Genomic DNA, 23,120 nt, shown 5'->3' on the forward strand with positions numbered 1-23,120 from the left:
CGGGCGGGTTCGCGCCGGGGCCGCCCGTTGCCCGGGTTCCGGTGGTTGCCGGGCGGCCCCTTCTCGTCAGGTGAGGCGGCGCAGGACCTTCTGTGTCACCGGCAGCAGCGCCCAGCACAGGGATGCCCAGTGCGTGACCAGTGCGACGGGTATCGAGACGGCGAAGGTCACGATCATCGCGTCCACCCATGCCAGGGTCTCCGTGATCACCCCGCGCGGGGCGTCCGGGCGCAGCATCCCCGACCTGCGCAGGTCCGCGAAGGCCAGTCTGAAGGACAGGCTCGTCAGCGCCTGAGTGGCCGCGTAGACGATGAACTGGATCCGGAACGCGTCCGCCTCGCTGGTCAGCAGTTTCGTCGTGAACGGCGTGACGACGATCAGCAGCAGCCACAGCAGGTTCCAGCGGATGGCCCCGCCGGACAGACCGGTCACGTACCGGAAGAGGCGCTGGTGGAGCATCCACTGCATGGCGATGGCCGCGAAGCTGACGAGGAACGCGAAGTACTCCGTCAGGTGCTCGCGCAGGAAGTGCTGCACGCCCGAGTCGCCGTGCGCCTCCGCGCCCGGGACCGGCAGTTCCAGGGCCAGCAGCGTGATGGCGATGGCCACCACCGCGTCCGAGAAGTAGATCAGCCGCTCCGGACTCGCCGGTTCGATCCGCTCGGCGGGCTCTGCGGGCTCGGTCGTTTCGTTGTGCGTGCTCACGCGATCGCCTGTCCGGCCGCGGCCTTGGCTCGGGCGGCGTAGCGGCCGGAGAGGACGAAGGGGACGACGAACGCCAGGACCTGGACGGTGACCAGCGGCGCGGTCGAGGAGTGGTCGTACTGGACCACGGAGGCGCAGGCGAGCGCGCCGAGGGTGAACGCGGACGCCCAGATCGCCGTCAGGACCATGTTGACCCGGATGAACCGGGGCGCGTGCCAGAACTCCTGCGGCACCTCGGCCCGGGCGAAGGTCAGGGTGAAGGGGCGGCGCACGGCGAGCGAGGTCAGGGCCGTGGCCGCGAGGGTGGTGTTCGCCAGCGCGCAGATCCAGTTCCGCAGCCCCGATGCCGGGTCCGCCAGCGCGACGACGGCCATGACCACGAAGAAGGCGCAGGTGGCGGCGCCCAGCAGGTCGACACTGCGGGCGCGGAGCTGCCCGGCGAGTAACCAGAGCGCGGCCAGTGCGGCGGCGCCCGTGCCCAGTCGCCAGTCGACCGGGCTCAGGGCCGCGTAACACAGCCAGGGTGCGAAACCGCGGACGTAGTTCACCGGTGTCTTCCTCCACGAATCCAAAAGTCGAAGCGGTGAGTCCAATGTTGGACGGTAGAATTATGACCGTCCAACTCTCGACCGTCCAGTCAGGATTGGTGAAATACCGGAAAGGTAGGGTGAGTTCATGAGCCTGCCCCACGCCCTCCTCGGGCTCCTCTCCGAACAGCCCGCCAGCGGCTACGACTTGCTCAAGCGGTTCGACGAGGGGCTGTCGGCCGTGTGGCCCGCCCAGAAGAGCCAGGTCTACAGCGAACTGGCCAAGCTCGACGAGAACGGTCTGATCGAGATCACCGGCACCGGCGCCCGCCAGCGCCGCGAGTACGGCATCACCGACGCCGGCCGCGCCGAACTGCGCCGCTGGCTCACCGAACCCGACCTCGACCTCGCCTTCCGCAGCGCCGCCCTCCTCCGCGTCTTCTTCCTGTGGACCCTCAACAGCGGGGAAGGCGCGGCCTACTTGGAGAAGTTCGCCGACCACAACCACGCGCGGCTCACGGCGCTGCAGGCCATCCACGACAACGCGAAGTGGGTCGGCGACCCCGTCCAGGTCTGCGGCTGGCTCATGCTCGAATACGGCCTGCGGGGTTCCGAGGCCGCCGAGCAGTGGGCCCGCTGGGCCGCCGGGGAGCTCACCGAGCGCCTGGACACCCCCTCCTGACACGGGGCGAGGGTGGGAAAGCCTGACACGGGGCAAGGGCGAAAAAGCCCGTTCTCAGACTCGTCTCACGTTCGCTCACTAGTCTCCCCGCACTACGGAACTGTGCCGGGACGACCAGGAGGCGGGACGTGGCACGCGGAGATCGCAGAGTCCAGGGGCTGGCCCGAGTGGCAGTCGTCGTACGGGCCGGAGCCGCCCCGCTGTGGTGGTTCGGGGTGCTGGCGGCGGGTGTCGGGGTGTTGCCGTCGGGTGTCACCGGGCGCCGGATCGGGGTGATGGCCGGGGCCGCGCTGTTCATCATCGCGGCGCTCGTGGTGTCGTACGCGCGCCGCAAGCGCTACACCGCCCTCGCGCGCGGCGCCGCCCGGGCCGGAAAGCACGACGTGCTCCAGGACCGCGCGGTGTCCGTACGGAACTGGCGCCGCGCCCACCGTTGGTGGGTGGTCCTCGCCTTCGTGCTCGCGCTGGGCAGTTCGTTCGCCGTGCCCGCGGCGGGCGGCATGCTGCTCGCCGGTGCCGGTGCCGGGCTGCGCCTGAAGGCCGCCTGGCTGGGCCGCCGGGAACGGGCCGACGACGTCCTGCTGTGGATCCGCGTGGACTGGCTGGACAAGCGCAACGGCGCCCCCGCCGGCAAGCCGGTCAAGGGCTACCGCTCCACGGGCATCGCCGCCGGCGACGCGACCCCGGGCGGGGCGCGCCGCAGCGACGTCTTCGCGTAGCCGGGGGCCTAGACCTCCAGGTCCGCCTCGATCTTCTTCAGCTGGTGGCGGGCCATCGCCAGGTTGGCGCGGTTGGCGTCGAGCACCAGGTAGAGGAACAGGCCGTTGCCGCCGCGTCCCTTGAGCAGGCGGATCAGGTGGTACTGGTTGGACAGGGTGATCAGGATGTCCTCGATCTCGCCCTTCAGGCCGAGGTGCTCCATCGTGCGCATCTTGGAGCGCACGACGTCGGTGTTCCCGGCGGCGGCGACGCCGAGGTCGAAGGTCTTGCTGCCGCCCATCGTGCCGAGCGCCATACCGCTGGTGTAGTCGACGAGTGCGACGCCGGTCGCGCCCTCGATGGAGGTCAGCGCCTCTTTGAGCGAGGTTTCGGTGTTGGCCATGACAGTGCTCCCTTGGGTCCGTTCAACTTTCCGTGGTGGTGCGCGCGTTGGTGGTTGCGGTGGTGCGTGGTGCGCGCGCCGTTCTCGTTCGTGCCGTGGTGGTCTTGGTGGGTGCCTCGGCGGGCGCCGCTTCGGCCTGTTCCTCGGCCTCGGCCGCGGCCGCCGCCTCGGCGTCGACCAGTTCGCCGATCCGGGCCCCCGCGCGGCGGCCCTCCAGCAGCAGCCGGCCGACGTTGACGCGGTCCTGCGCGAGCACGGTCAGCACGGCGCCCGTGCCTGCCGCGTAGGTCGCGACATAGCCGTAGACCCCGCGCACGATCAGCTCGCGGAAGTCGCCCTGCCCGGTCGCGTCCGCCATCCGTACGGCCACGCCGAGCGCCGTCACGGTCAGTGCCGCGACCCGCTCCGGCTCGACGCCGGGGGTGTCCTGCGCCAGGACGAGACCGTCGACGCCCGCCGCCAGCGCCCCGGTCAGCTGGGGCACACGGGCTCTCAACCGGCGCAGCTCGTCGAGGATCTCGGCCTCGGAGGCCATCGGCTCTCTCCTCTCGGCGCGTGCTCGCTGCCACTCAAAGGGCCTCCAGCGCATCCCTGAGCCTCTTCAGCAATGTGATGTCGGGGTCGGTGACATGGGGAGGGCTGGCATGGGGACGGGTGCCGTCGGGACCGGTGGTGCCGGACGAGGGCGCGGCGGCGGGCGCGGGCGGCCGGGGCGACACGAGCCCCGCCGACACCAGCCGCCGGACGTCCAGCAGCGTGGGGAACGCCCGCCGGCCCAGCGCCCGCGCGATGTCCGTCGCCGTCCGTACGCCGTCCACCTGGGCCAGTACCGCCGCCTGCCGGGCGGTGACCGGCGGGGGAGCGACGGGCTCGGCCCGCACCAGCGGCGCGCCGTCCGTCGCCGCGTCCGGCCAGACGCGGTGCAGCAGATCGCGGCGGCGCAGCGTCTCGCGCTCCAGCGTGGCCACCGGAACCGGCCGCACCCCGCCGACCGGATGCGTGACCCCGTACCGGAAACGCCCCGGGGTACTGCTCGGCGCGAGCACGAAGTACGCCGCGTCGTACAGCGCCCCGAGATGGCACAGTTCCAGCGCTCCCGAACTCAACAGGCCGCGGTCGAGCAGCAGTCGGGTCGTGGCGTGCCGGTCGTCGGTCGCGTCGGCGGCAGCCTGCCAGGCCTCGGTGCGCAATGTGCCGCGCGCGGTGAGGAGCAGGTCGAGACCGGGTGCGGAGGGGCTCTCGGCGTGCACCACATGGCCCGCGACGAGGTGAAGACTGCCGCGCTCGCGGACGAGAACCCCGGTGGCCTCCTCCGCCGCGAGCCGCGTCAGCATCGGCGAGACCCCGCCCCAGCCGCGGTCACCGGCGGCGGCCTTGTCCCGTACGGGCAGCCGGGGCGGCGGTGTGGTCGGCGTGGTCCTGACGGCGGTCATCCCAGCACCAGCCGTCCGGCCATCTCGCCGAGCCGGATCCGGGCCAGCGCCAGATTGCCCTCCGTGCGGGCCAGCCACAGATGCAGGAACACACTGCTCTCGAACGACGTCCGCACGAACCGGAGCACGTGATAGCTGTCCCGGTTGCTGACGATCAGATCCTCGAGCGGAGGATCGTCGGCCTCCTCCCCGTCCTCCCCGACGGACGCGAACGCCCGGTGCTCGGCCGCCAGCCGCGCCAGCTCCGCGGCCTCGGCCGCACTGGCCTCCTGGTCACCCCCGGGCGACTCTCCTACGACGCCCAGGGCCAGCCCGCTCGTCCAGTCGACCAGCGCGGCTCCCCGGGCACCGGGCAGTCGCATGGCCTCCAGTAAGCACTCGTCGATTCCGGGCACCGTGGCTCCCCTCCCGCCTGCGGTTCGGCTGAGTGACGACGAAGCTACGCACCGTGTGGCCGAGGGGTGAGGGATCTGGCATTTTCCAGTGGAACATGCACCCGAGTGACTAAGGTGGGTCAACTGACCCCGTTTTCAGACGAGTTGCATGGGTCAGTTGAACCCTGCTCGCACCGGTGTGCGTCAACGGCGCCCAGGCGCGCGCAGGGTGGTGAGCGCGGCGGCGTGCGCCCCTCCGGATTCGGCCACGATCTCCGCCACCGTCTGCGGCTTCCGCACGGTCGCGAACGCCACGCCCCCGGAACCGTCCGGCACGAAGCCGTAAACCCCGGGCCTGGCAAGGGAGTTGTAGGCGTAGTGGGCCGCGAAGTAGTACGCCCCGGTGTCCAGCGCCGCCGCGTAGTCCCCCTGCTCCAGCAAGGGCAGCGCCTGCCCCTCGGCCAGCAGGTCCCCCGCGAAGCACGCGGGCCCGGCGACGTCCTGCACCACGTCCGCCCCCGACTTGGGCCGCCCTTTCCCGTCGTAGGCGGCGATCCGCAGCGGCCACGACTGCGGCGCGTACACCGTCCGCGTGGCCACCTGCACGCCCGCGTGCGTGATCGCGATCGGCCGCCCGCCGGCGCTCTTCGCGTACTCGACCCGGGCCACCACCGTGCCCTGCTTGGCCAGCATCGACCGCCCGAACTCGGTCACCAGCCCGTACCGCCCGTCGAACAGCCCCGGCACCGCCTCCCGCAGCAGCCGCGCGTACTGCGCGTACGTCGGGGTCGTCGCGTCCGAGCCGAAGTTCACCCCCAAGCCGCCGCCGATGTCGAGGGTGTCGATCTGCGGCCGCCCGATCCGCGCGTTGATCTCCTCCGCCAGCTCGTACGTCTCCGCGACGCCCCGCGCCAGCAACGCCAGCGGGATGCCCTGCGACCCGGTGTGCGCGTGCAGCCGGGTCAGCCACGGTCGCTCCGCGAACGCCCGCACCACCCACTCGCGCGCCCCCTCGTCCCGCAGCGCCACCCCGAACTTCGAGGTCGCCGTGGCCGTCGAGAGCGCGGCGATCGACCCGCCGCCGATCTGCGGATTGACCCGGATCCCGAGCGGGGAGCGGCTGGTGGCGGACCGCATGAGCGCGTCGATCCGCTCCAACTCCTGCGGATTGTCGACGTTCACCGCGATCCCCAGCGCCAGCGCCTCCCGCAACTCCGCCGCCGTCTTCGCGGGCGCGTCCAGCACGGTCTGCTCCGGCCGTACGCCGGCTGCCCGCGCGAGCGCCAACTCGCCCGGACTCGCGACCTCCGCCCCGATGCCCTCCTCGCGCAGCAGCCGCAGCACCGGCACCAGCGGGCTCGCCTTCACGGCGAACGCGTGCAGCACCGGCGTCCCCGGCGCGGTCACCTCGTCGAACGCCGCCCGCAGCGCCGCCGCGGACTCCCGGATACCGGTGACGTCGAGCAGCGCGGCGATGGGGGCGCCGGGTCCCAGGAGCCCTTGCTCCACGGCGGCCCGCACCGCCTGGTCCCGGCGCGCGGTCCGCTCGGCGCCGTCCGTGTGACCCTGGTGTACGTCGTTCACTGCGTCCCCCGTCGTGTCGTTGCCCGTGGTCGTTACATCCAGCCAAACACTCGGAGCCTGCCCACATCGGGGCCTCGATGTATTGACTAGTTCTATTCAGAACGCCAGGATGTGAATAACCACAGTAAAGACGCGCCGTGGACATCCGCTGATCGCAGTCCGCTAGGAGGCAGACCATGTCAGGACCCCGCCCCGTACGAGCACCGCGCGGTACGGAACTGAGCGCCCTGGGATGGCAGCAGGAAGCCGCCCTGCGGATGCTGCAGAACAACCTGGACCCCGAGGTCGCCGAACACCCCGACAAGCTCGTCGTCTACGGCGGCACCGGCAAGGCCGCCCGCGACTGGCGCTCCTACGACGCCATGATCCGCACCCTGCGCACCCTCAAGCAGGACGAGACGATGCTCGTGCAGTCCGGCCGCCCGGTCGGCGTCATGCAGACCCACGAGTGGGCGCCGCGCGTCCTCATCGCCAACTCCAACCTGGTCGGCGACTGGGCCAACTGGGAGGAGTTCCGGCGCCTGGAGGCCCTCGGGCTCACCATGTACGGCCAGATGACCGCCGGTTCCTGGATCTACATCGGCACCCAGGGCATCCTCCAGGGCACCTACGAGACCTTCGCCGCCGTCGCCGCGAAGAAGTTCAACGGCACCCTCGCTGGAACCATCACCCTCACGGCCGGCCTCGGCGGCATGGGCGGCGCCCAGCCCCTCGCCGTGACCATGAACGACGGCGTCGCGATCTGTATCGACGTCGACCCGCGCGCCATCGAACGCCGCATCGAGCACCGCTACCTCGACGTGCGCGCGGACTCCCTCGCGCACGCCCTGCAGCTCGCCGTCGAGGCCCGCGACGCCCGCCGCCCGCTCTCCATCGGCCTCCTCGGCAACGCGGCGGAGCTGCTCCCGCAGATGCTCGCCGAGGGCGCCCCCATCGACATCGTGACCGACCAGACCTCGGCCCACGACCCGCTGGCGTATCTCCCCATCGGCATCGACTTCGACGACATGGCCGACGCCGCCGCCAAGGACCCGGCGGGCTTCACCGTCCGCGCCCGTGAGTCCATGGCCAAGCACGTCGAGGCGATGGTCGGCTTCATGGACGCCGGTGCCGAGGTCTTCGACTACGGCAACTCGATCCGCGGCGAGGCCCAACTCGCCGGATACGAGCGGGCGTTCGCCTTCCCCGGCTTTGTCCCCGCCTACATCCGCCCCCTCTTCTCCGAGGGCAAGGGCCCCTTCCGCTGGGCCGCCCTGTCCGGCGAGGCCTCCGACATCCACAAGACGGACAAGGCGATCCTCGACCTCTTCCCGGAGAACGAGTCCCTGCACCGCTGGATCAAGATGGCGGGCGAAAGGGTCCACTTCCAGGGCCTCCCGGCTCGCATCTGCTGGCTCGGCTACGGCGAGCGCGACAAGGCCGGCGAACGCTTCAACGACATGGTGGCGAGCGGTGAGTTGGCCGCCCCGCTGGTCATCGGCCGCGATCACCTCGACTCCGGCTCCGTCGCCTCGCCCTACCGCGAGACCGAGGCCATGCTCGACGGCTCCGACGCGATCGCCGACTGGCCGCTGCTGAACGCGATGGTGAATGTGGCGTCGGGTGCGTCCTGGGTGTCGATCCACCATGGCGGCGGCGTCGGCATGGGCCGCTCCATCCACGCGGGCCAGGTCTCGGTGGCCGACGGCACGAAGCTCGCGGGCGAGAAGCTCCGCCGCGTGCTGACCAACGACCCCGGCATGGGCGTCATCCGGCACGTCGACGCCGGCTACGACATCGCGGAGCGGGTCGCGGACGAGCGGGGTGTGCGGGTGCCGATGCGCGAGGGTGGAGACGCGTGACCCTTCCGGGAGATGAGCGGGGCGGCAGCTCTTCGGCGGGGGCGGGTCTCTCGTCGCCGGGTGCGGGTGTGTTTTCGGGCGTGAGTGCCGGTGCCGGCGCGGCTCTGGTGGCCGGTGACTCCTTCCACGAGATGTGGCGCGAGCTGCTCCCCATCGGCCGGCACCCCGACTCCGGCGGCTATCGCCGGTTCGCCTGGACGGCCGCCGACGCCGAGTGCCGGGACTGGTTCAAGGCACAGGCCGAGTCACGCGGCCTGACCTACGAGCTCGACCGCAACGGCAACCAGTGGGCCTGGCTGGGTGACCCCGCCGCCGGGGACGCCGTCGTCACCGGGTCGCATCTCGACTCGGTGCCGGACGGTGGGGCCTTCGACGGTCCCCTCGGCGTCGTGTCGTCCTTCGCCGCACTCGACGAACTGCGGGGCAGGGGAGCGCAGTTCACCAAGCCGCTCGCCCTCGTCAACTTCGGTGACGAGGAGGGAGCCCGCTTCGGGCTCGCCTGCGTCGGGTCACGGCTGACCGCCGGGCAGCTCACCGTCGAGCAGGCGCACAGGCTGACCGACGGCGACGGGGTCACCCTCCCGCAGGCCATGGCGGCGGCAGGCTACGACGCCGACGCCATCGGCCCCGACCCCGAACGACTCGCCCGCATCGGCGCCTTCGTCGAACTCCACGTCGAACAGGGCCGCGCCCTCGACCTGTCCGGCGACCGGGTCGGCATCGCCAGCGCCATCTGGCCGCACGGGCGGTGGCGGTTCGACTTCCGGGGCGAGGCCAACCACGCCGGCACCACCCGGCTGGTGGACCGCCGCGACCCGATGCTGTCGTACGCCGAGACCGTTCTCGCCGCCCGTCGCGAGGCCCAACTCGCGGGCGCCGTGGCCACGTTCGGGAAGATCGCCGTAGAACCGAACGGCGTCAACGCCATCCCCTCCCTGGTGCGCGGCTGGCTCGACTCCCGCGCCGCCGATCAGGACACCCTGGACACGGTGGTCACCGGCGTCGAGAAGGCGGCCCGCGAATACGCGGAGGCGCACGGCATCGAACTCGACATCGTCCGGGAGTCCTTCACCCCGGTCGTCGAGTTCGACCACGCCCTGCGCGACGAACTCGCCCGAGTCCTGGGGAAGACCGGCGAGGACACACACCTGAACGTCCCCGTCCTCGGCACCGGTGCCGGACACGACGCCGGAATCCTCTCCGGGAGCATCCCGACCGCCATGCTGTTCGTGCGCAACCCCACGGGCGTCTCGCACTCCCCGGCCGAGTTCGCGGCCGAGGACGACTGCGTGGCCGGGGTGACCGCACTCGCCGACGTACTGGAAGGGCTGGCCTGCAGGTGACGCACCCCACCACGCGGACGTACTGGCTGGAACACGCCTGGCTCGACACCAACGTCGAGCCGGGCGTAGCCCTGGAGGTGAGTGACGGACGGATCGCGGCCGTCCGCACGGGCATCGAGGGTCCGCCCCCCGGCGCCGAGATCCTCCGCGGCCTCACCCTCCCCGGTCTCGCCAACGCCCACAGCCACGCCTTCCACCGCGCCCTGCGCGGCACCGTCCAGGTCGGCTCCGGCACCTTCTGGACCTGGCGCGAGCTGATGTACTCCTTCGCAGACCAGCTCACCCCGGACACCTACCACGCACTCGCCCGCGCGGTGTACGCCGAGATGGCGCTGGCCGGGATCACGGCGGTCGGCGAGTTCCACTACGTGCACCACGCGCACGGCGGCACCCCGTACGCCGACCCCAACGCCATGGGCGAGGCCCTCATCGCCGCCGCCTCCGAAGCCGGTATCCGCATCACCCTCCTCGACACCGCCTACCTTTCCTCCGGCTTCGGACAGCCCCCCAACCGCCACCAGCTGCGCTTCTCCGACGGAAGCGCGGACGCCTGGGCGGAACGCTGTTCACTTCTCAAGGAACGGGATCACGCAAGGATCGGTGCCGCCATCCACTCCGTACGGGCCGTGCCCGCACGGGAGTTGGCGACGGTGGCCCGCTGGGCCGAGGAGCGGCGGGCCCCGCTCCACGTCCACCTGTCCGAGCAGACCGCCGAGAACGACGCCTGCCGCACCGCCCACGACTGCACGCCGACCCGGCTCCTCGCCGACCACGGAGTGCTGGGCCCCCGCACCACCGGCGTCCACAACACCCACCTCACGGACGAGGACATCGCGCTGCTGGGCTCGACCGGCACGGGCACCTGCATGTGCCCGACGACGGAACGCGACCTGGCGGACGGCATCGGCCCCGCCGTAGCCCTCCAGCGAGCCGGTTCCCCCCTCTCCCTCGGCTCGGACAGTCACGCGGTCATCGACCTGCTGGAAGAGGCCCGCGCAATGGAGTTGAACGAACGCCTGCGCACCCGAACCCGGGGTCACTGGACGGCGGCGGCCCTGCTCCGCGCAGCCTCGGCCGACGGCCACGCGGCGCTGGGCTGGGCCGAAGCGGGCACTCTCGAGGCAGGCGCGCTCGCGGACTTCACCACCATCGCGCTCGACTCGGTCAGGACGGCAGGCCCGGTGCCCAGGCTCGGCGCCGAGACGGCCGTATTCGCGGCGACGGCAGCGGACGTACGGCACACGATCGTGGGCGGGCGGCACGTCGTACGCGACGGGGCGCACGCGCTCGTACCGGATGTGCCGCAAGCGCTCGCGCAGGCGGTCGAAGCCCTGCGTGCGTAGAGACGATCGCCGACCCACGCACCCACGAGGACACGCTCCCCCGCACCCACGAGGACACGATGAGCAGCACCACTGTCATCACCAACATCGCCACGCTGGTCACCAACGACCCCTCCCTCGGTGACGGTTCCCCTCTCGGTCTGATCCAGGACGCGGCCGTCGTCATCGACGGCGACCGCATCGCTTGGACCGGTGAATCAAGCAAAGCACCCGCCACTGACAATCGGGTCGACGCCGGTGGGAGGGCGGTCCTGCCGGGCTTCGTGGACTCCCACTCCCACCTCGTCTTCGCGGGCGACCGCACCCAGGAGTTCAACGCCCGCATGTCCGGGCGGGCGTACAGCGCGGGCGGCATCCGTACGACGGTCGCGGCGACGCGCGCGGCGAGCGACGCGGAACTGGAGGCGAACCTCACCCGTTACCTGGACGAGGCGCTCCGCCAGGGCACCACCACCTTCGAGACGAAGTCCGGCTACGGCCTGACGGTCGCCGACGAGTCCCGCGCGCTGCGCATCGCCGCCGCGCACACGGACGAGGTGACGTACCTCGGTGCGCACATCGTCTCCCCGGACTACGCCGACGACCCCGCCGCATACGTGGCACTGGTCACCGGCGAGATGCTCAACGCCTGTGCCCCGCACGCCCGTTGGATCGACGTCTTCTGCGAGAAGGGCGCGTTCGACGGCGACCAGGCGCGCGCGATCCTCACGGCGGGGCGGGCGAAGGGGTTGCACCCGCGCATCCACGCCAACCAGCTCTCCTACGGCCCCGGCGTCCAACTCGCCGTAGAACTGGACGCGGCGAGCGCGGACCACTGCACGCATCTGACGGACGCGGACGTGGACGCGCTGGCGAGCGGCCGTACGGTCGCGACGTTGCTCCCCGGCGCCGAGTTCTCGACGCGCGCGGAATGGCCGGACGCGCGCCGCCTGTTGGACGCGGGCGTCACGGTGGCCTTGTCGACGGACTGCAACCCGGGTTCGTCCTTCACGTCGTCCGTCCCCTTCTGCATTGCGCTCGCGGTACGGGACATGGGGATGACTCCGGACGAGGCGGTGTGGTCGGCCACGGCGGGTGGGGCGGCGGCGTTGCGACGGGATGATGTGGGGCGGGTGGCGGTGGGGGCGCGTGCGGATCTGGTTCTGCTGGATGCGCCGAGCCATGTGCACCTGGCTTATCGGCCGGGGGTGCCGTTGGTGAGTGGGGTGTGGCGGCGGGGGACGCGGGTGGCCTGACCAGTGCTGCCGCAGCGGCCACCGACTGACCCGTCCGTGAGATCGTCGTGCTCATGATCGAGTCATGGACGATCGATGACGGCGGAGCCGTGGCTGTGCCCTCCGAGGCGGTTCGGGAGATTCTGCGGGCGCGGATCGACGACGGGCATCGTGAGACCTGGCTGACCAGTTCGGCCGGGCGGTCGTTGGCCTTCGTGACGAATGCGGAGCGGGCGATGGTGATGCTGCTGGCCGGAGAGGGCGACCCCGGCGAGCATGCCGTGGATCCGGGAGCCGACGGGTCGAGCGCGGGGTTCGTTCTTGCCGACGGGCAGCACGACGAGTACCCGGACGGGGACACCGTGCGGATCGACGAGGCGTTCAGGATCGTGGAGCACATCGTCGGCACGGGGTCCTGGCCTGTGGACGCGCGCTGGGTGGTCGATCGCTGAGAGGCGTGTTCTCAACTCGCTTTCAGCGCATGCCGTTGTCCGCGCGTCGGCTGAAAGCGCGCTGAGGCCGTCGTGAAACCGGGTGGGCGCAGGCTCTGTTCCACAGACGCGAGCCCCGATCCGGGGCCGCGCGACGCAGAGCCGAGGAGCACACCATCATGGCCATCACCCTCACCGACCAGGACAAGAACACCCTGCGTACCGCCGCGTACGGCGCCATCACGTTGGTCACCGCCGCCGGTGCCGCCGTCGGCTCGCCCCATCGGATCGCCACCCAGGGCAGCCTCGCCCTGGCCTCGGCGACCGGTCAGGTCGGGTACGTGCTCGCCGAGAACACGAAGATCGCGAACCTGAACGGCAAGTCCGTGGCCGAGATCGCCGACCAGGTGCTGCCGGCGCTGACCACGGCCATGGGCCTGCTCAAGAAGCAGGATCCGGCGGAGGCCGACAACTTCCGCAGTACCGTCCTTGTCGCGGTCGAAGCGGCCGTCCGACCCAAGAAGGGCGAGCCCAGCCCCGTCATGGTGGAGATGGTCCGCAAGATCACCGCAGCCCTCGACGCCGCCTGACCGGGTGGAGCAAGGAGGAGCATGCCGGGCGTGGAGCGGGTGGCCGGTCGGGGAGGCGGCTGGTACCGGGGCGACTGTCACGTGCACTCGATGTCCTCGCACGGCGGTGAGCTGACGCCGGAACGCCTTGCCGGCGAGGCGCGTGCGGCGGGGCTGGATTTTCTGGCGGCCACCGAGCACAACAACGCGGACACGCATGGCGTTTGGGGTCGCTACGCCGGTGACGATCTGCTGGTCGTCCTCGGCCAAGAGGTCACCACCCGGACCGGACACTGGCTTGCGCTGGGTGTCCGGCCGGGGCAGGTGGTCGAGTGGCGGTACGGCGCGGGGGACGGGCTGGTCGACCGGCATCTCGACGAAGTCCATCGGGTGGGTGGGCTGTGTGTGGTGGCCCATCCGCACGCGCCGTACGACTCGGGCACGTTCATGTATCCGTATCAGGGGTTCGACGTGGTCGAGGTCTGGAACGGGCCGTGGAGTTCGGACCTGCCCTGGCAGGCGGACAACGAGGCGGCGCTGGCGGAGTGGGGGCGTGGTCTGGACGCGGGGATCCGTGGGGGCCGGTGGCGGCCGGCGATGGGGAACAGCGACACCCATCTGTCCGGCCAGATTGGTATCCCGCAGACCGTTGTGCGGGCCGAGGAGTTGAGTACGGATGCGGTGCTCGCCGGGATTCGTGCCGGGCGGAGTTGGATCGCCGAGTCTGCCGCCGTCGAGTTGTCGTTCACGGTCTCTGCCGGTGCTCAGCGAGTCGGTGTCGGTGGGCAGTTGGAGAGCTGTGACGAACCGGTCGTGGCTCGGGTGGGCGTGCGGGGTGTGCCTTCAGGGGTGGTCAGTTTTCACACCGGGGCGGGAGAGGTCCACGTTGGTTCGCTGCCTGCTGCGGGAGTGGGCACGCTGGAGTGGCGTACCGGCGCGGCGGAGTCGGCAGCGTTCGTCCGAGTCGAGGTGCGTCACCCCGGTGGGGGCATGGCGGCTCTGAGCAACCCGATCATCCTTCGCTGAGGAACAGGCCCGACTTTACGCTGCTTATGAGCTGGGTCAACGGGCCTGCTGTGGTGGTGAGTTCGGTGTCGGGGGTGTCGCTTTCGCGGAGGTGGAGGGTGGTGGGGGTGGCGGCGAGTTCGACGCAGGTGTTGCCGTCGCCGCCGTCGGAGAAGGTGGACTTCTGCCAGTGTCTGGCCTGGGACATGTGGGTCCTCACCGGTCCTTCTACGGGGGTGCCGTTGGGTAGTGGGGCGTCAGGTGATCATTGCCAGCCGGCCGCCCTGATCACGGACAGGGCGATGTCGGTGACGGAGCCTGTGCCGGTGTCGATGGTGAAGTCGTCGACTGCGGCGCGGCTGAGGATGCCGTCCAGTTCACCGGAGCGGTGCAGGTGCCATTGCAGTGCCTCGGTCTCGCTGCCATGACGGTGGGTCAAACGCTGGTGGATGAACGGCAGTTCGGCGCGGAGTCGGCACACCGTGAGGTCGACACCTACGGCGTCGGCCAGTTGTTTCCGCTCGGCCTGTTCCTCGATCACGCCGGCGAGTACGAGGTGCGTCGCTCCTGCGTCGAGGTAGTGACCTGCGACGCTCCGCAGGTTTCGCACCAGCATGGCGAAGTTGAACCGGTCGCCGGGAGGTGTGGGCCACGAGTTGCTCAGCCAGTCGAGGTCCAGCACGGCGTGAGGGACTTCGGCGTCGGTGAGGAGGTCGCCCACCGCCTCGGCGACGGTTGTCTTGCCCACGCCGACCGTGCCGTTGATCAGGAGGGCGCGGGCGTGTCGGGGGGCGTCCTCGTGCATCTCGGCATCGTATGTCGGGCGGTGTGGCCCCGGAGTTGGTGAGGGGCGTCAGGTTGTGCGGAACAGGCCCGACTTCACGCCGCGTATGAGGTGGGTCAACGGGGTTGCGGTGGTGGTGAGTTCGGTGTCGGGGGTGTCGCTTTCGCGGAGGTGGAGGGTGGTGGGGGTGGCGGCGAGTTCGACGCAGGTGTTGCCTTCGCCGCCGCCCGAGAAGGTGGACTTCTGCCAGTGCAGGGCATGGGTCATGGCGTGCCTCACAGCTCCTTCACCAAACGGTGGATGAGGTCTCGTGACGCCGTGGGGTCCAGCGACGCCGTTTGTACCCTACGGAAGAGTGTTCGGAGCCGATTCAACTCCGCCTGTGCATCGATGAACATCGTCCCAGTGGGAGCGTCGAGCAGCCCCGTGTCTAGTCGGGGCAGTGGGCCGCCCATGTGCATCATCGAGGCGTCGGCACCGCCAAAGCCGTCCTGGTCGGTCGGGATGACGCGAACGGTGGCGTGTCCCTCCTCGATCTCGGTCAGGATGCGGCGGAGTTGAGCGATGGACGCCTGGCGATCGGCCACGCGGATTCGCAACGCGAACTCGTGAATGATCGTCTCGTACGGCGTCGGGTTGTCGCCTTCGATGACGGCTCGCCGTTTCATCCGGTGGTCCACCCGGGGTGCCAGCTCGCTCTCGGGGAGCTCCGGACGCATGTACCCGAAGACCGCCCGCGCGTAGTCCGGTGTCTGGAGCAGCCCGGGGACGTGCGTGATGACGACTTCCCGCAGGAACTTCGCATGGTGCTCTGCCTCGGCCACGTCCAGGTTCACCTGGGGCAGGACTCCCTTGTACTCGTCCCACCACCCGCGTGTGCGCTCGGTCGCCATCACCACCAGGGCCTCGATCAACTCCTCGTCCGTGCAGGCGCAGTGGGCCGCCAGTCTGCGCAGCCGTTCCTTACTGATCGCTGAACTACCGGCTTCGATCTGGCTCATGTGTGCCGAACTCGACCCAAGGAGCCCGGCGATCTCTTTGGCCGGCTTGCCTGCGGCCTCCCGCAGTTTGCGCAGCTCGGAACCCAGGCGCACGTGTCGAGCGGTGGGCTGGTTCCGCATGGTCATCCGAGTAACTGCCTCTCTGGGACTCCTCGTTCGGGGGGTCAGATTACGCGAGGCGGTTGCGAGGGTATGAATTTACACCCTACTGTCGGTGATGCCACGTACACGCTGCGGAAGCGCACCGCTTCGTCCTGCCATGACGGCTGCGGCAATGCCACCGCGCGCACCCAACACCCACCGCCCCGGAGCTGCCGCATGCCCGAAACCGAAACCCAACCCGAGCCGGAACCCTGGGAGTACTGCCTCTCCGTCCCGCACGACCGCCGTGCAGTCACCGTCTGCCGCCGAACCCTGCGCCTGGTCCTCACCGTGCACGGCCTCATCCGCGTCGCGGACACCGCCTGGGGGTGGCAGCCGTTGTCGAGGAACGGGCATCGCGGCAAGTACGTGTGGTGTGACCTGGACGCCGCCTAGATCGTTGATCGCGTCGTCCAACTGCGTCAGATCGACGTCCCCACCCCCACCCCCACCCGCGACCGCATCCTCACCGCCACCGCCCCCGACGAACTCGCCACCTGGCTCGACCGCTCCCACGCGATCGCCGACGCGACGGAGTTGTTCACCGCACAGCGCTGTCCAGGTGAGCGATGACCCCCGCCACGTCATCGCTCTCGGTGTGGCGGATCAGCTCAAGCGCCGGGCGGACCAACGCCCCCGGGCGGGCGATCAGCCGCGCCAGCACCGCGGCCCGGATGTCGAGGCGTTCGATGGTCGCCGCGCGCTCACCCTCACTCTGCCCGGCCAGCACCACCGCGTTGTGCCACGCCTCCGCGCGCGACTGGACGATGCTGAAGTCGAGGATCTGTTCGTCGGTGCGGCCGCCGACCCGGTCCAGGAGGGACAGGAGTGGTGACACCGCGTCGACCGAGTCCTGCACCGCCAGCACCACCCGCGCCAGGATGTCGTTGATCAGCAGGAAGTCGTGCCGTAGCGCCTGGATGTCCTTGCCGGGGTCGGTCCCCGCGGCGGCGACGGCCAGGTCGAGGTTGATGTGCGCGTTCACGCCGAGGATCAGATGCTGGACGATGACGGTGTCGGCGTCCTCCAGCAGCCCGAATGTCACGCGCCAGCAACGTGGCCCGCTCCGGTCGCGGAGCCACGCGTCGTGCGCGGCGAAGTAACGGTTCCCGAAGAGCGTGTCGAAGCGGTCCATCCGCGGACCGTCCTCGAACTGCCCCTCGTGGATGGCCTTACGGATCTCGACGGTCACCTGTCGGTACAGGGCCGCGAAATATCCGATCCGGTCACCGGCGCGGGTCGCCTCCCCCACGATGCCGGCAAGCCCGTCCACGACCTCGTCGATGTTCTGTGCCGTCATGCCCAACTCCCCTTTGGCGGAGCCACAGTTCGGACTGCCCAGTCTCACCGATACCGACCGCTCCGGTACGGCTCATCCGCACACCCGTCCGACGGCAGTCCCCCTCACCCCGCCCGCCACCGCTGCTCCGCGCCCCCGCTCAACGGCACCAGCGAAACCCCGTCGCCGTCCGCCGGCGTCATCCCCGTCAAGATCGCGATCGCCGGGCGGATCACCCCGTCCCCGTCCACCGTGAACCTCAGGTTCTCGCCGTGACTCCCGTCCACCGAATCGCACTCCCAGATGCCGACGCCCTTGTCCACGGACCCCCGGCTGTCCAGGCACAGGTCGGAGTCGGCGCCCGACTGCACCACCCCGCGGGCCGAATCCACCCGCCACAACTGGGTGTTGGACGAGGAGCAGGCGGCCGTGATCACATCCGTGCCCTCCGTCAGGTCGCCGTCCCGGATGTCCAGGCACCGGCCCGTGGAGACGTTCACGACCTGGGCGTACGTGCCGTTGGGTGCGTGAGTCGTTGGAGTCGGGGAGGGCGTCGCGCTCACGGAACGCGTCGGCTTCGAACTCCCCGTCGGAGACGGCGACTTGGACGGGGACACGGACGGCGTCACCGGGACCGTCGCCGTCACCGTCACCTCGGACGGACTCGACGGAATCGCCACCACCCCCGCCGCCGAACTCGACCGCGCCGTCGACCCACCCGGCCGCAGCAAAAAGAACAACAGCGGCACCAACGCCACCCCCAACGCCGCCGAAGCCAGCACCAGTCGACGCGAGGGCGACCAACTCGCCGGAGTCCCAACGGCGTTGCCCCTCACCTCCTCCCGACCCCTCCTCGCATACGACGCCCCCGCCCACGCCAGCAACCCCTCCGCCAGCGTCGCCCGCGGAGCGTCCCGCAGCGCCGTCAGTTCCTCGTACGCGCCCGTGCAGTGGACGCACTGCGCCATGTGCGCGCGCAGGTCGGCGCTGTCGCGGGGGTTGTCGGGGCGTACCGACTCCTCGATCAGGCGCCGGAAGTCACCGCAGCGCGGGTCGTCGGAGGCGGCCAGGCGGGACTTCAGGCAGGCCTGGGCCATGGACTGGAGGGCCGGTCCGGTGCCGTGGACGACGTCTTCGCGGGTGAGGCCGAGGTAGGCGGCGGTCACCGTTTCTGGTTCCTGCTCGACGATGCCGTACCAGACCAGGCCCTGTGTGCGGGAGGGGAGCGAGAGGAACGCCGGGAGCATGGACGGTGCCGGGTCCGTCGTGTTCAGGAGCAGGAGGAGGCCGGGGTCCAGGCCGGTCGAGCGGTCGTCCTGGGACCACGACGCGGCCACCCGCCCTGTCAGCAGCAGGAGTTGGTACCGCCAGGGGACGGCCGGGTCCACCCCGCGTGCCGTCTCGCGGGCCGCCAGGGTGAACGCCTGCGCCGCCAACTGCCGTGCCGCCGATTCGCTCGTCGTGCACAGGCGGGCGTAGGAGAGCACGGACGGCTGGTGCCGGGTGCGGAGTTCCTGCAGGGCCGTGTAGACCGTGGACGTGTCGGCGCGCAGTAACTCCGTGAGCCGGGCGTCGGACGCGTCAGTGGCTGTTCCGCCGCCCTCGTCGGAGCGAACCATTCACCCGCCTCCTCGCACCCGTGCCGTTCCGTCCTGACGTACCAGCCAGTTTGTCGGGTGACCATAGTGAGGGAAGGCGACCGGTGGGGAAAGAGGTTTCTGCGGGTAACCCCGGGAACCGTACGGCCTGAGATGGGTACGGCCAGAGCACGCCTGAGCGCGGCGCACACACGCGCGCCGCGCTCAGTACAGGCGATACCGGCACACAGCAGCCGGCCGGGGGAGGGTTACTCCTCGACCGTAAGTGCCTTCCGCAGTCGCACCAGCGTCCGCGACAGCAGCCGCGACACATGCATCTGCGAGATGCCCAGCTCGTCGCCGATCTCCGACTGCGTCATGTTGGCGACGAACCGCAGGGAGAGGATCTGCCGGTCCCGGAACGGGAGTTCGGCGATCAGCGGCTTCAACGACTCGACGTACTCGATGCCTTCGAGCCCGTGGTCCTCGTAGCCGATACGGTCCGCCAGCGCGCCCTCGGAGTCGTCCTCCTCGGGCTGGGCGTCAAGTGAGCTGGCCGTGTAGGCATTTGACGCCGCCATGCCCTCGACGACCTCGTCCCGGGAGAGCTTCAGGTGCTCCGCCAGCTCGTCCACGGTGGGGGCGCGGTCGAGTCGCTGGGCCAGTTCGTCGCCGGCCTTGGCCAGGTCGAGCCGGAGTTCCTGCAGTCGGCGCGGGACGCGCACGGACCACGAGGTGTCACGGAAGAAGCGCTTGATCTCACCGACGATGGTCGGCATCGCGAAGGTGGGGAACTCGACGCCGCGGCTGAGTTCGAAGCGGTCGATCGCCTTGATCAGGCCGATCGTGCCGACCTGGATGATGTCCTCCATCGGCTCGCTGCGCGAGCGGAAGCGGGAGGCGGCGAACTTGACCAGCGCGAGGTTGAGTTCGACGAGCGTGTTGCGGACGTACGAGTACGCGTACGTCCCTTCCTCGAGCGACTCCAGCCGCGCGAAGAGAGTCTTGGAGAGGGCCCGTGCGTCGACGGCACCGATCTCGTCGTACGGGGGGATCTCGGGGAGTCCCTCGATGATGGGATTGGGATCCAGTTGTGCCGGTGGGGGTGTCGACGTCGCTGCCTGGGTAGGCGATGCGTCGAGCCGGGGTGACATGGCGTCCTCCATCGTTCTCGGCATATGGCTGCCGAAGCCGGTGCGTGCACTGCGGAGTGCGGCGCCTCCAAAGCCGGTCGTGTCGGTCGGTCGGTCGTATCGAATGTCCAAATACTTGTCTCTACTAGCCCTATCCGCTTTCCGGAGCCCGCCGCAAGTGCACTCTGCACCTATATGTCCATTAGTGGGCGATTGTTCGGGTGTTGGAGAGTGTGAGGAAGGCGTAGTGTTCCAGGGCGAACGTCAACAGCCACGACCTCGGGAGAGAGAGACGGCATGGACCGCGGGACGGTCGGCAGCGCACAGTCTGGCCGGCTTCTGGTCGAGGTGCGGAAACAGGGCCTCAGCGCTGTCGTGACACCGGCGGGTGAGTTGGATCACCACACCGCCGACCTGTTGCGTGAACCACTGGAGGACCTGCTCACCCATGGGTACGCACGGCTCGTCGTGGACTGCTCACGGCTGGAGTTCTGCGACTCCACGGGCCTGAACGTACTGCTCGGCGCGCGCCTGAAGGCGGAAGCCGCGGGCGGCGGAGTGCACCTCGCGGGGATGAAGCCCGCGGTGGCGCGCGTGTTCGAGATCACCGGAGCGGACGCGGTCTTCACCGTCCACGACACCCTCGGGGCGGCCCTCGCCGACGAGTCCGACTGAACCCTGCCGAGTAAAGGGTGTTTTGCCGGTTCGCTCGGGCAGGAGAACATCTGAACCTGTCGGGAACCGGAGCGACCAAAATGCTCCTGATCCACGTACTGGCTCTTGCAACACGTACTGACTCTTGAACACGTACCGACTCTTGAATCGTGAACCGGTGAATCGGTGAGGTGAAGCGCTGATGAGCACCACCCGGCCCTACCCGCCGGGCGACCGCCCGGAGCCCGGTGGCGCTTCGGCGACGCCCGCCGGGGGCGCTTCCGTGCCGCCCGCCGTGGACGGCGCGGAACCGTCCGCGGGCCGGCATGCCCGCAGGCTCAGTTTCGCGGGCGAGAGCGGGGTCGTCCCGATGGCCCGCGACTTCGCCCGCCAGGCCCTCTACGCCTGGGGCTGGCTGCCCGCCGACGGCGCCGACCGGCGGGCCGCCGCCGAGGACGTGCTCCTCGTCGTCTCCGAACTGGTCACCAACGCCTGCCTGCACGCCGAAGGTCCCGACGAGATGCGGATCAGCTGCGACAACAAGGTGATCCGCGTCGAGGTCTCCGACCGCGGCACGGGCCAGCCCGCCCCCAGAACCCCGCACCGCGCGGGCCGCCCCGGCGGCCACGGCATGTTCATCGTGCAGCGGCTGTGCATGGACTGGGGGGTCGTCCGCACCCCCGGAGTCACCGGCAAGACGGTATGGGCGGAGCTGGGCGCGCCCGCGTAGGCCCCCTGCCCGTCGCGAAATTCGTTTTCCCGCGCCCCGACCCGGCCCTACGCTCGTCCCCAACGCGCTGACGGAGACGAGTACCCCGGGTCCCGCGAGCCGAGAGAGTCGCCGTTGCTGTGAAGGCGGCCTCGCACCCCGGGCGAATCCCCTCCCGAGCGCGGGGAGGAACGGCCCGTCGTCCGGACGGACCCCATGCCCCGCCGGCCGGCCCCCGTCATCGGGCCCGAACGAGACCGTTCTACGGCCGTACGAGCACGTGTGCGTACGACGCCGTGGCCGGTGAAGGCGTGGTGGCACCGCGAGCACCCTCTCGCCCACGCCCCGAGGGATCACCCCCGGGGCGATCAGGTGCCCCGGCCGACCGGACGGAGCGCATCCGATGCTCGACGTCACCCTCATCCGACAGCGGCCCGAGCAGGTCCGCGAGGCCCTGCGCAAGCGCGCCGTGGACGTGGACATCCCGGGCTTCCTCGCCCTCGACGCCCGCTTCCGGGACACCCGCACGACCGTGGAGCGACTGCGCGGCGAGCGCAATCGTGTCTCGGCGGAGATCGCCGTACGACAACGGGCGGGCACCCCCGCCGACGAACTCCAGGCCACCGCCACGGCCTTGGCCGACCAGGTCACCGAGGCCGAAGTCGAACTCGCCCAACTTGCCCGCGAACACCAGCAGTTCCTCGACGCCCTGCCCAACCTCCCGGACGAGGACGTGGCCGCGGGCGGCAAGGAGCACAACGAGGTCGTACGGACCGTAGGCACCCCGCCACCCGACCTCGCCGACCGCCGTGACCACGTCCAACTCGCCCAGGATCTCGGCCTCGTGGACTACCGGCGCGGCACCGCCCTCGCCGGCAACGGCCACTGGATCTACCGGGGCGACGGCGCCGCACTGGAGTGGGCCCTGCTCAACCACTTCCTCGACAGCCACCGCCGAGCGGGCTACGAGTTCGTGCTCCCGCCGCATCTGCTCACCTACGAAGCCGGTTATACGGCTGGGCAGTTCCCGAAGTTCGCCGACGAGGTGTTCGTGGTGGAGGCGGGCGAGGACGGGCGCCCGGAGCGGTTCCTGCTGCCGACCGCCGAGACCGCGCTGGTCAACCTGCACCGCGGCGAGACCCTCGACGAGGGCGAACTGCCGCGCAAGTACGTGGCGTACACGCCCTGTTACCGCAAGGAGAGCGGCAGCCACCGCACCGCCGACCGGGGCACCCTGCGCGGCCACCAGTTCAACAAGGTCGAGCTGTTCCAGTTCGCGCGCCCCGCCGACTCGGACGCGGCGCAGCTCGAACTCCTCGCCCGCGCCGAGGAGTTGGTCGCCGGCCTCGGCCTGCACTATCGCGTCACCAAACTCGCCGCCGGGGACACCAGCCCCGCCCAGGCCAAGACGTACGACGTGGAGGTCTGGCTGCCCAGCCTCGGCGCCTACACAGAGGTCAGTTCGGTGTCGAACAGCCGCGAGTACCAGGCCCGGCGCGGTGGCATCCGTTACCGCCCGGCGAACGGCGGCAAGACGGCGTACGTGCACACGCTCAACGCCTCGGGCCTCGCCACCAGCCGGCTCCTGCCCGCGATCCTCGAACAGCATCAGCGGGCCGACGGCACGGTCGTGGTGCCCGAGGTGCTGCGCCGCTGGGGTGTGCCCGACCTGCTCGGCTGACGCCCACC

Annotated in this window: 27 protein-coding genes; 13 read left to right on the forward strand and 14 right to left on the reverse strand. The window is 70.4% G+C overall.

Annotation, left to right across the window (positions count from 1 at the left end; translation table 11 throughout):
- Positions 1-66 precede the first annotated feature (66 nt).
- Together OO70_RS54970 and OO70_RS54975 are read right to left on the reverse strand one after the other, a co-directional pair.
- A complete protein-coding gene (locus tag OO70_RS54970) occupies positions 67-705 on the reverse strand; it encodes a TMEM175 family protein (protein ID WP_043685950.1) in 639 nt (212 codons plus the stop codon).
- Positions 702-1,253: a DUF3159 domain-containing protein gene (locus tag OO70_RS54975; RefSeq protein ID WP_043685953.1), complete on the reverse strand. Its 552-nt coding sequence runs from the start codon at positions 1,251-1,253 to the stop codon at positions 702-704. Before OO70_RS54975 ends, OO70_RS54970 begins: the two co-directional genes overlap by 4 nt.
- Positions 1,254-1,380: 127 nt before the next feature.
- On the opposite strand from OO70_RS54975, the gene OO70_RS45600 reads away from it, so the two are divergent.
- Together OO70_RS45600 and OO70_RS45605 are read left to right on the forward strand one after the other, a co-directional pair.
- The gene (locus OO70_RS45600; protein WP_043685956.1) at positions 1,381-1,914 is read left to right on the forward strand and encodes a PadR family transcriptional regulator; all 534 of its coding nucleotides are present in this window, start codon (positions 1,381-1,383) and stop codon (positions 1,912-1,914) included.
- 128 nt (positions 1,915-2,042) lie between these two features.
- Positions 2,043-2,633, forward strand: a complete 591-nt coding sequence (locus tag OO70_RS45605; protein WP_078651823.1) for a hypothetical protein — start codon at positions 2,043-2,045, stop codon at positions 2,631-2,633.
- A gap of 8 nt (positions 2,634-2,641) precedes the next feature.
- Here the strand turns inward: OO70_RS45605 and OO70_RS45610 are convergent, their stop codons facing one another.
- The 5 genes from OO70_RS45610 to OO70_RS45630 form a co-directional block, all read right to left on the reverse strand.
- Positions 2,642-3,016: a roadblock/LC7 domain-containing protein gene (locus tag OO70_RS45610; RefSeq protein WP_043685963.1), complete on the reverse strand. Its 375-nt coding sequence runs from the start codon at positions 3,014-3,016 to the stop codon at positions 2,642-2,644.
- A gap of 22 nt (positions 3,017-3,038) precedes the next feature.
- Complete coding sequence (locus OO70_RS45615) at positions 3,039-3,551, reverse strand: roadblock/LC7 domain-containing protein (RefSeq protein ID WP_043685966.1); 513 nt, start codon at positions 3,549-3,551, stop codon at positions 3,039-3,041.
- Between the two features lie 34 nt (positions 3,552-3,585).
- Complete coding sequence (locus tag OO70_RS45620; protein ID WP_043685968.1) at positions 3,586-4,449, reverse strand: hypothetical protein; 864 nt, start codon at positions 4,447-4,449, stop codon at positions 3,586-3,588.
- A complete protein-coding gene (locus OO70_RS45625) occupies positions 4,446-4,844 on the reverse strand; it encodes a hypothetical protein (RefSeq protein WP_199827530.1) in 399 nt (132 codons plus the stop codon). The genes OO70_RS45620 and OO70_RS45625 overlap by 4 nt, the downstream gene beginning before the upstream one ends.
- 183 nt (positions 4,845-5,027) lie before the next feature.
- Complete coding sequence (locus OO70_RS45630) at positions 5,028-6,407, reverse strand: type III PLP-dependent enzyme domain-containing protein (protein WP_043685973.1); 1,380 nt, start codon at positions 6,405-6,407, stop codon at positions 5,028-5,030.
- 176 nt (positions 6,408-6,583) lie between these two features.
- On the opposite strand from OO70_RS45630, the gene hutU reads away from it, so the two are divergent.
- The 7 genes from hutU to OO70_RS45665 all read left to right on the forward strand — a co-directional run bounded on the left by hutU (position 6,584) and on the right by OO70_RS45665 (position 14,174).
- Positions 6,584-8,248, forward strand: a complete 1,665-nt coding sequence (gene hutU, locus OO70_RS45635) for a urocanate hydratase (RefSeq protein WP_043685975.1) — start codon at positions 6,584-6,586, stop codon at positions 8,246-8,248.
- 131 nt (positions 8,249-8,379) lie between these two features.
- Entirely contained in the window at positions 8,380-9,591 is a 1,212-nt protein-coding gene (locus OO70_RS45640; protein WP_106971895.1) for an allantoate amidohydrolase, read from the forward strand.
- A complete protein-coding gene (locus OO70_RS45645) occupies positions 9,588-10,934 on the forward strand; it encodes a formimidoylglutamate deiminase (RefSeq protein WP_043685979.1) in 1,347 nt (448 codons plus the stop codon). The genes OO70_RS45640 and OO70_RS45645 overlap by 4 nt, the downstream gene beginning before the upstream one ends.
- Positions 10,935-10,993: 59 nt before the next feature.
- A complete protein-coding gene (gene hutI, locus OO70_RS45650) occupies positions 10,994-12,169 on the forward strand; it encodes an imidazolonepropionase (protein WP_043685982.1) in 1,176 nt (391 codons plus the stop codon).
- Positions 12,170-12,222: 53 nt separating this feature from the next.
- Complete coding sequence (locus OO70_RS45655) at positions 12,223-12,600, forward strand: hypothetical protein (RefSeq protein WP_043686121.1); 378 nt, start codon at positions 12,223-12,225, stop codon at positions 12,598-12,600.
- Between the two features lie 158 nt (positions 12,601-12,758).
- Positions 12,759-13,169, forward strand: coding sequence for a hypothetical protein (locus OO70_RS45660; RefSeq protein ID WP_043685985.1), 411 nt, complete (start codon positions 12,759-12,761; stop codon positions 13,167-13,169).
- A gap of 21 nt (positions 13,170-13,190) precedes the next feature.
- Positions 13,191-14,174, forward strand: a complete 984-nt coding sequence (locus tag OO70_RS45665; RefSeq protein WP_199827531.1) for a CehA/McbA family metallohydrolase — start codon at positions 13,191-13,193, stop codon at positions 14,172-14,174.
- Here OO70_RS45665 and OO70_RS45670 read toward each other — a convergent pair.
- The 4 genes from OO70_RS45670 to OO70_RS45685 are packed head-to-tail and all read right to left on the reverse strand — an operon-like array spanning position 14,161 to position 16,064.
- Positions 14,161-14,361 (reverse strand): DUF397 domain-containing protein, encoded by a 201-nt coding sequence (locus OO70_RS45670; RefSeq protein ID WP_043685988.1) that lies wholly within the window; start codon positions 14,359-14,361, stop codon positions 14,161-14,163. The genes OO70_RS45665 and OO70_RS45670 overlap by 14 nt on opposite strands.
- Before the next feature lie 57 nt (positions 14,362-14,418).
- Positions 14,419-14,958, reverse strand: a complete 540-nt coding sequence (locus OO70_RS54980; protein ID WP_043685991.1) for an AAA family ATPase — start codon at positions 14,956-14,958, stop codon at positions 14,419-14,421.
- 48 nt (positions 14,959-15,006) lie between these two features.
- The gene (locus OO70_RS45680) at positions 15,007-15,204 is read right to left on the reverse strand and encodes a DUF397 domain-containing protein (protein WP_043685993.1); all 198 of its coding nucleotides are present in this window, start codon (positions 15,202-15,204) and stop codon (positions 15,007-15,009) included.
- An 8-nt stretch (positions 15,205-15,212) separates the two neighbouring features.
- Positions 15,213-16,064, reverse strand: a complete 852-nt coding sequence (locus OO70_RS45685) for a helix-turn-helix domain-containing protein (protein ID WP_043685996.1) — start codon at positions 16,062-16,064, stop codon at positions 15,213-15,215.
- A gap of 192 nt (positions 16,065-16,256) precedes the next feature.
- Between OO70_RS45685 and OO70_RS45690 the strand changes: the two genes are divergently transcribed.
- Entirely contained in the window at positions 16,257-16,475 is a 219-nt protein-coding gene (locus OO70_RS45690) for a hypothetical protein (protein WP_043685999.1), read from the forward strand.
- A gap of 145 nt (positions 16,476-16,620) precedes the next feature.
- Here the strand turns inward: OO70_RS45690 and OO70_RS45695 are convergent, their stop codons facing one another.
- From OO70_RS45695 to OO70_RS45705, 3 genes are all read right to left on the reverse strand, one after another.
- Positions 16,621-17,379 carry a DUF5995 family protein gene (locus tag OO70_RS45695; RefSeq protein WP_043686002.1) on the reverse strand — a complete coding sequence of 253 codons (759 nt, stop codon included), beginning with the start codon at positions 17,377-17,379 and terminating at the stop codon, positions 16,621-16,623.
- A 104-nt stretch (positions 17,380-17,483) separates the two neighbouring features.
- Positions 17,484-18,977, reverse strand: coding sequence for an RICIN domain-containing protein (locus OO70_RS45700; protein WP_043686005.1), 1,494 nt, complete (start codon positions 18,975-18,977; stop codon positions 17,484-17,486).
- Between the two features lie 227 nt (positions 18,978-19,204).
- Positions 19,205-20,089 carry an RNA polymerase sigma factor SigF gene (locus OO70_RS45705; protein ID WP_043686008.1) on the reverse strand — a complete coding sequence of 295 codons (885 nt, stop codon included), beginning with the start codon at positions 20,087-20,089 and terminating at the stop codon, positions 19,205-19,207.
- 276 nt (positions 20,090-20,365) lie between these two features.
- Between OO70_RS45705 and OO70_RS45710 the strand changes: the two genes are divergently transcribed.
- From OO70_RS45710 to serS, 3 genes are all read left to right on the forward strand, one after another.
- On the forward strand, positions 20,366-20,743 hold the full coding sequence (locus tag OO70_RS45710; protein WP_043686011.1) for an STAS domain-containing protein: 378 nt from the start codon (positions 20,366-20,368) through the stop codon (positions 20,741-20,743).
- Between the two features lie 181 nt (positions 20,744-20,924).
- Entirely contained in the window at positions 20,925-21,452 is a 528-nt protein-coding gene (locus OO70_RS45715; protein ID WP_043686014.1) for an ATP-binding protein, read from the forward strand.
- Between the two features lie 382 nt (positions 21,453-21,834).
- On the forward strand, positions 21,835-23,112 hold the full coding sequence (gene serS, locus OO70_RS45720; protein ID WP_043686017.1) for a serine--tRNA ligase: 1,278 nt from the start codon (positions 21,835-21,837) through the stop codon (positions 23,110-23,112).
- The last annotated feature ends 8 nt before the right edge of the window (positions 23,113-23,120 follow it).

This window comes from Streptomyces xylophagus, assembly GCF_000716435.1.
Lineage (GTDB): Bacteria > Actinomycetota > Actinomycetes > Streptomycetales > Streptomycetaceae > Streptomyces > Streptomyces xylophagus.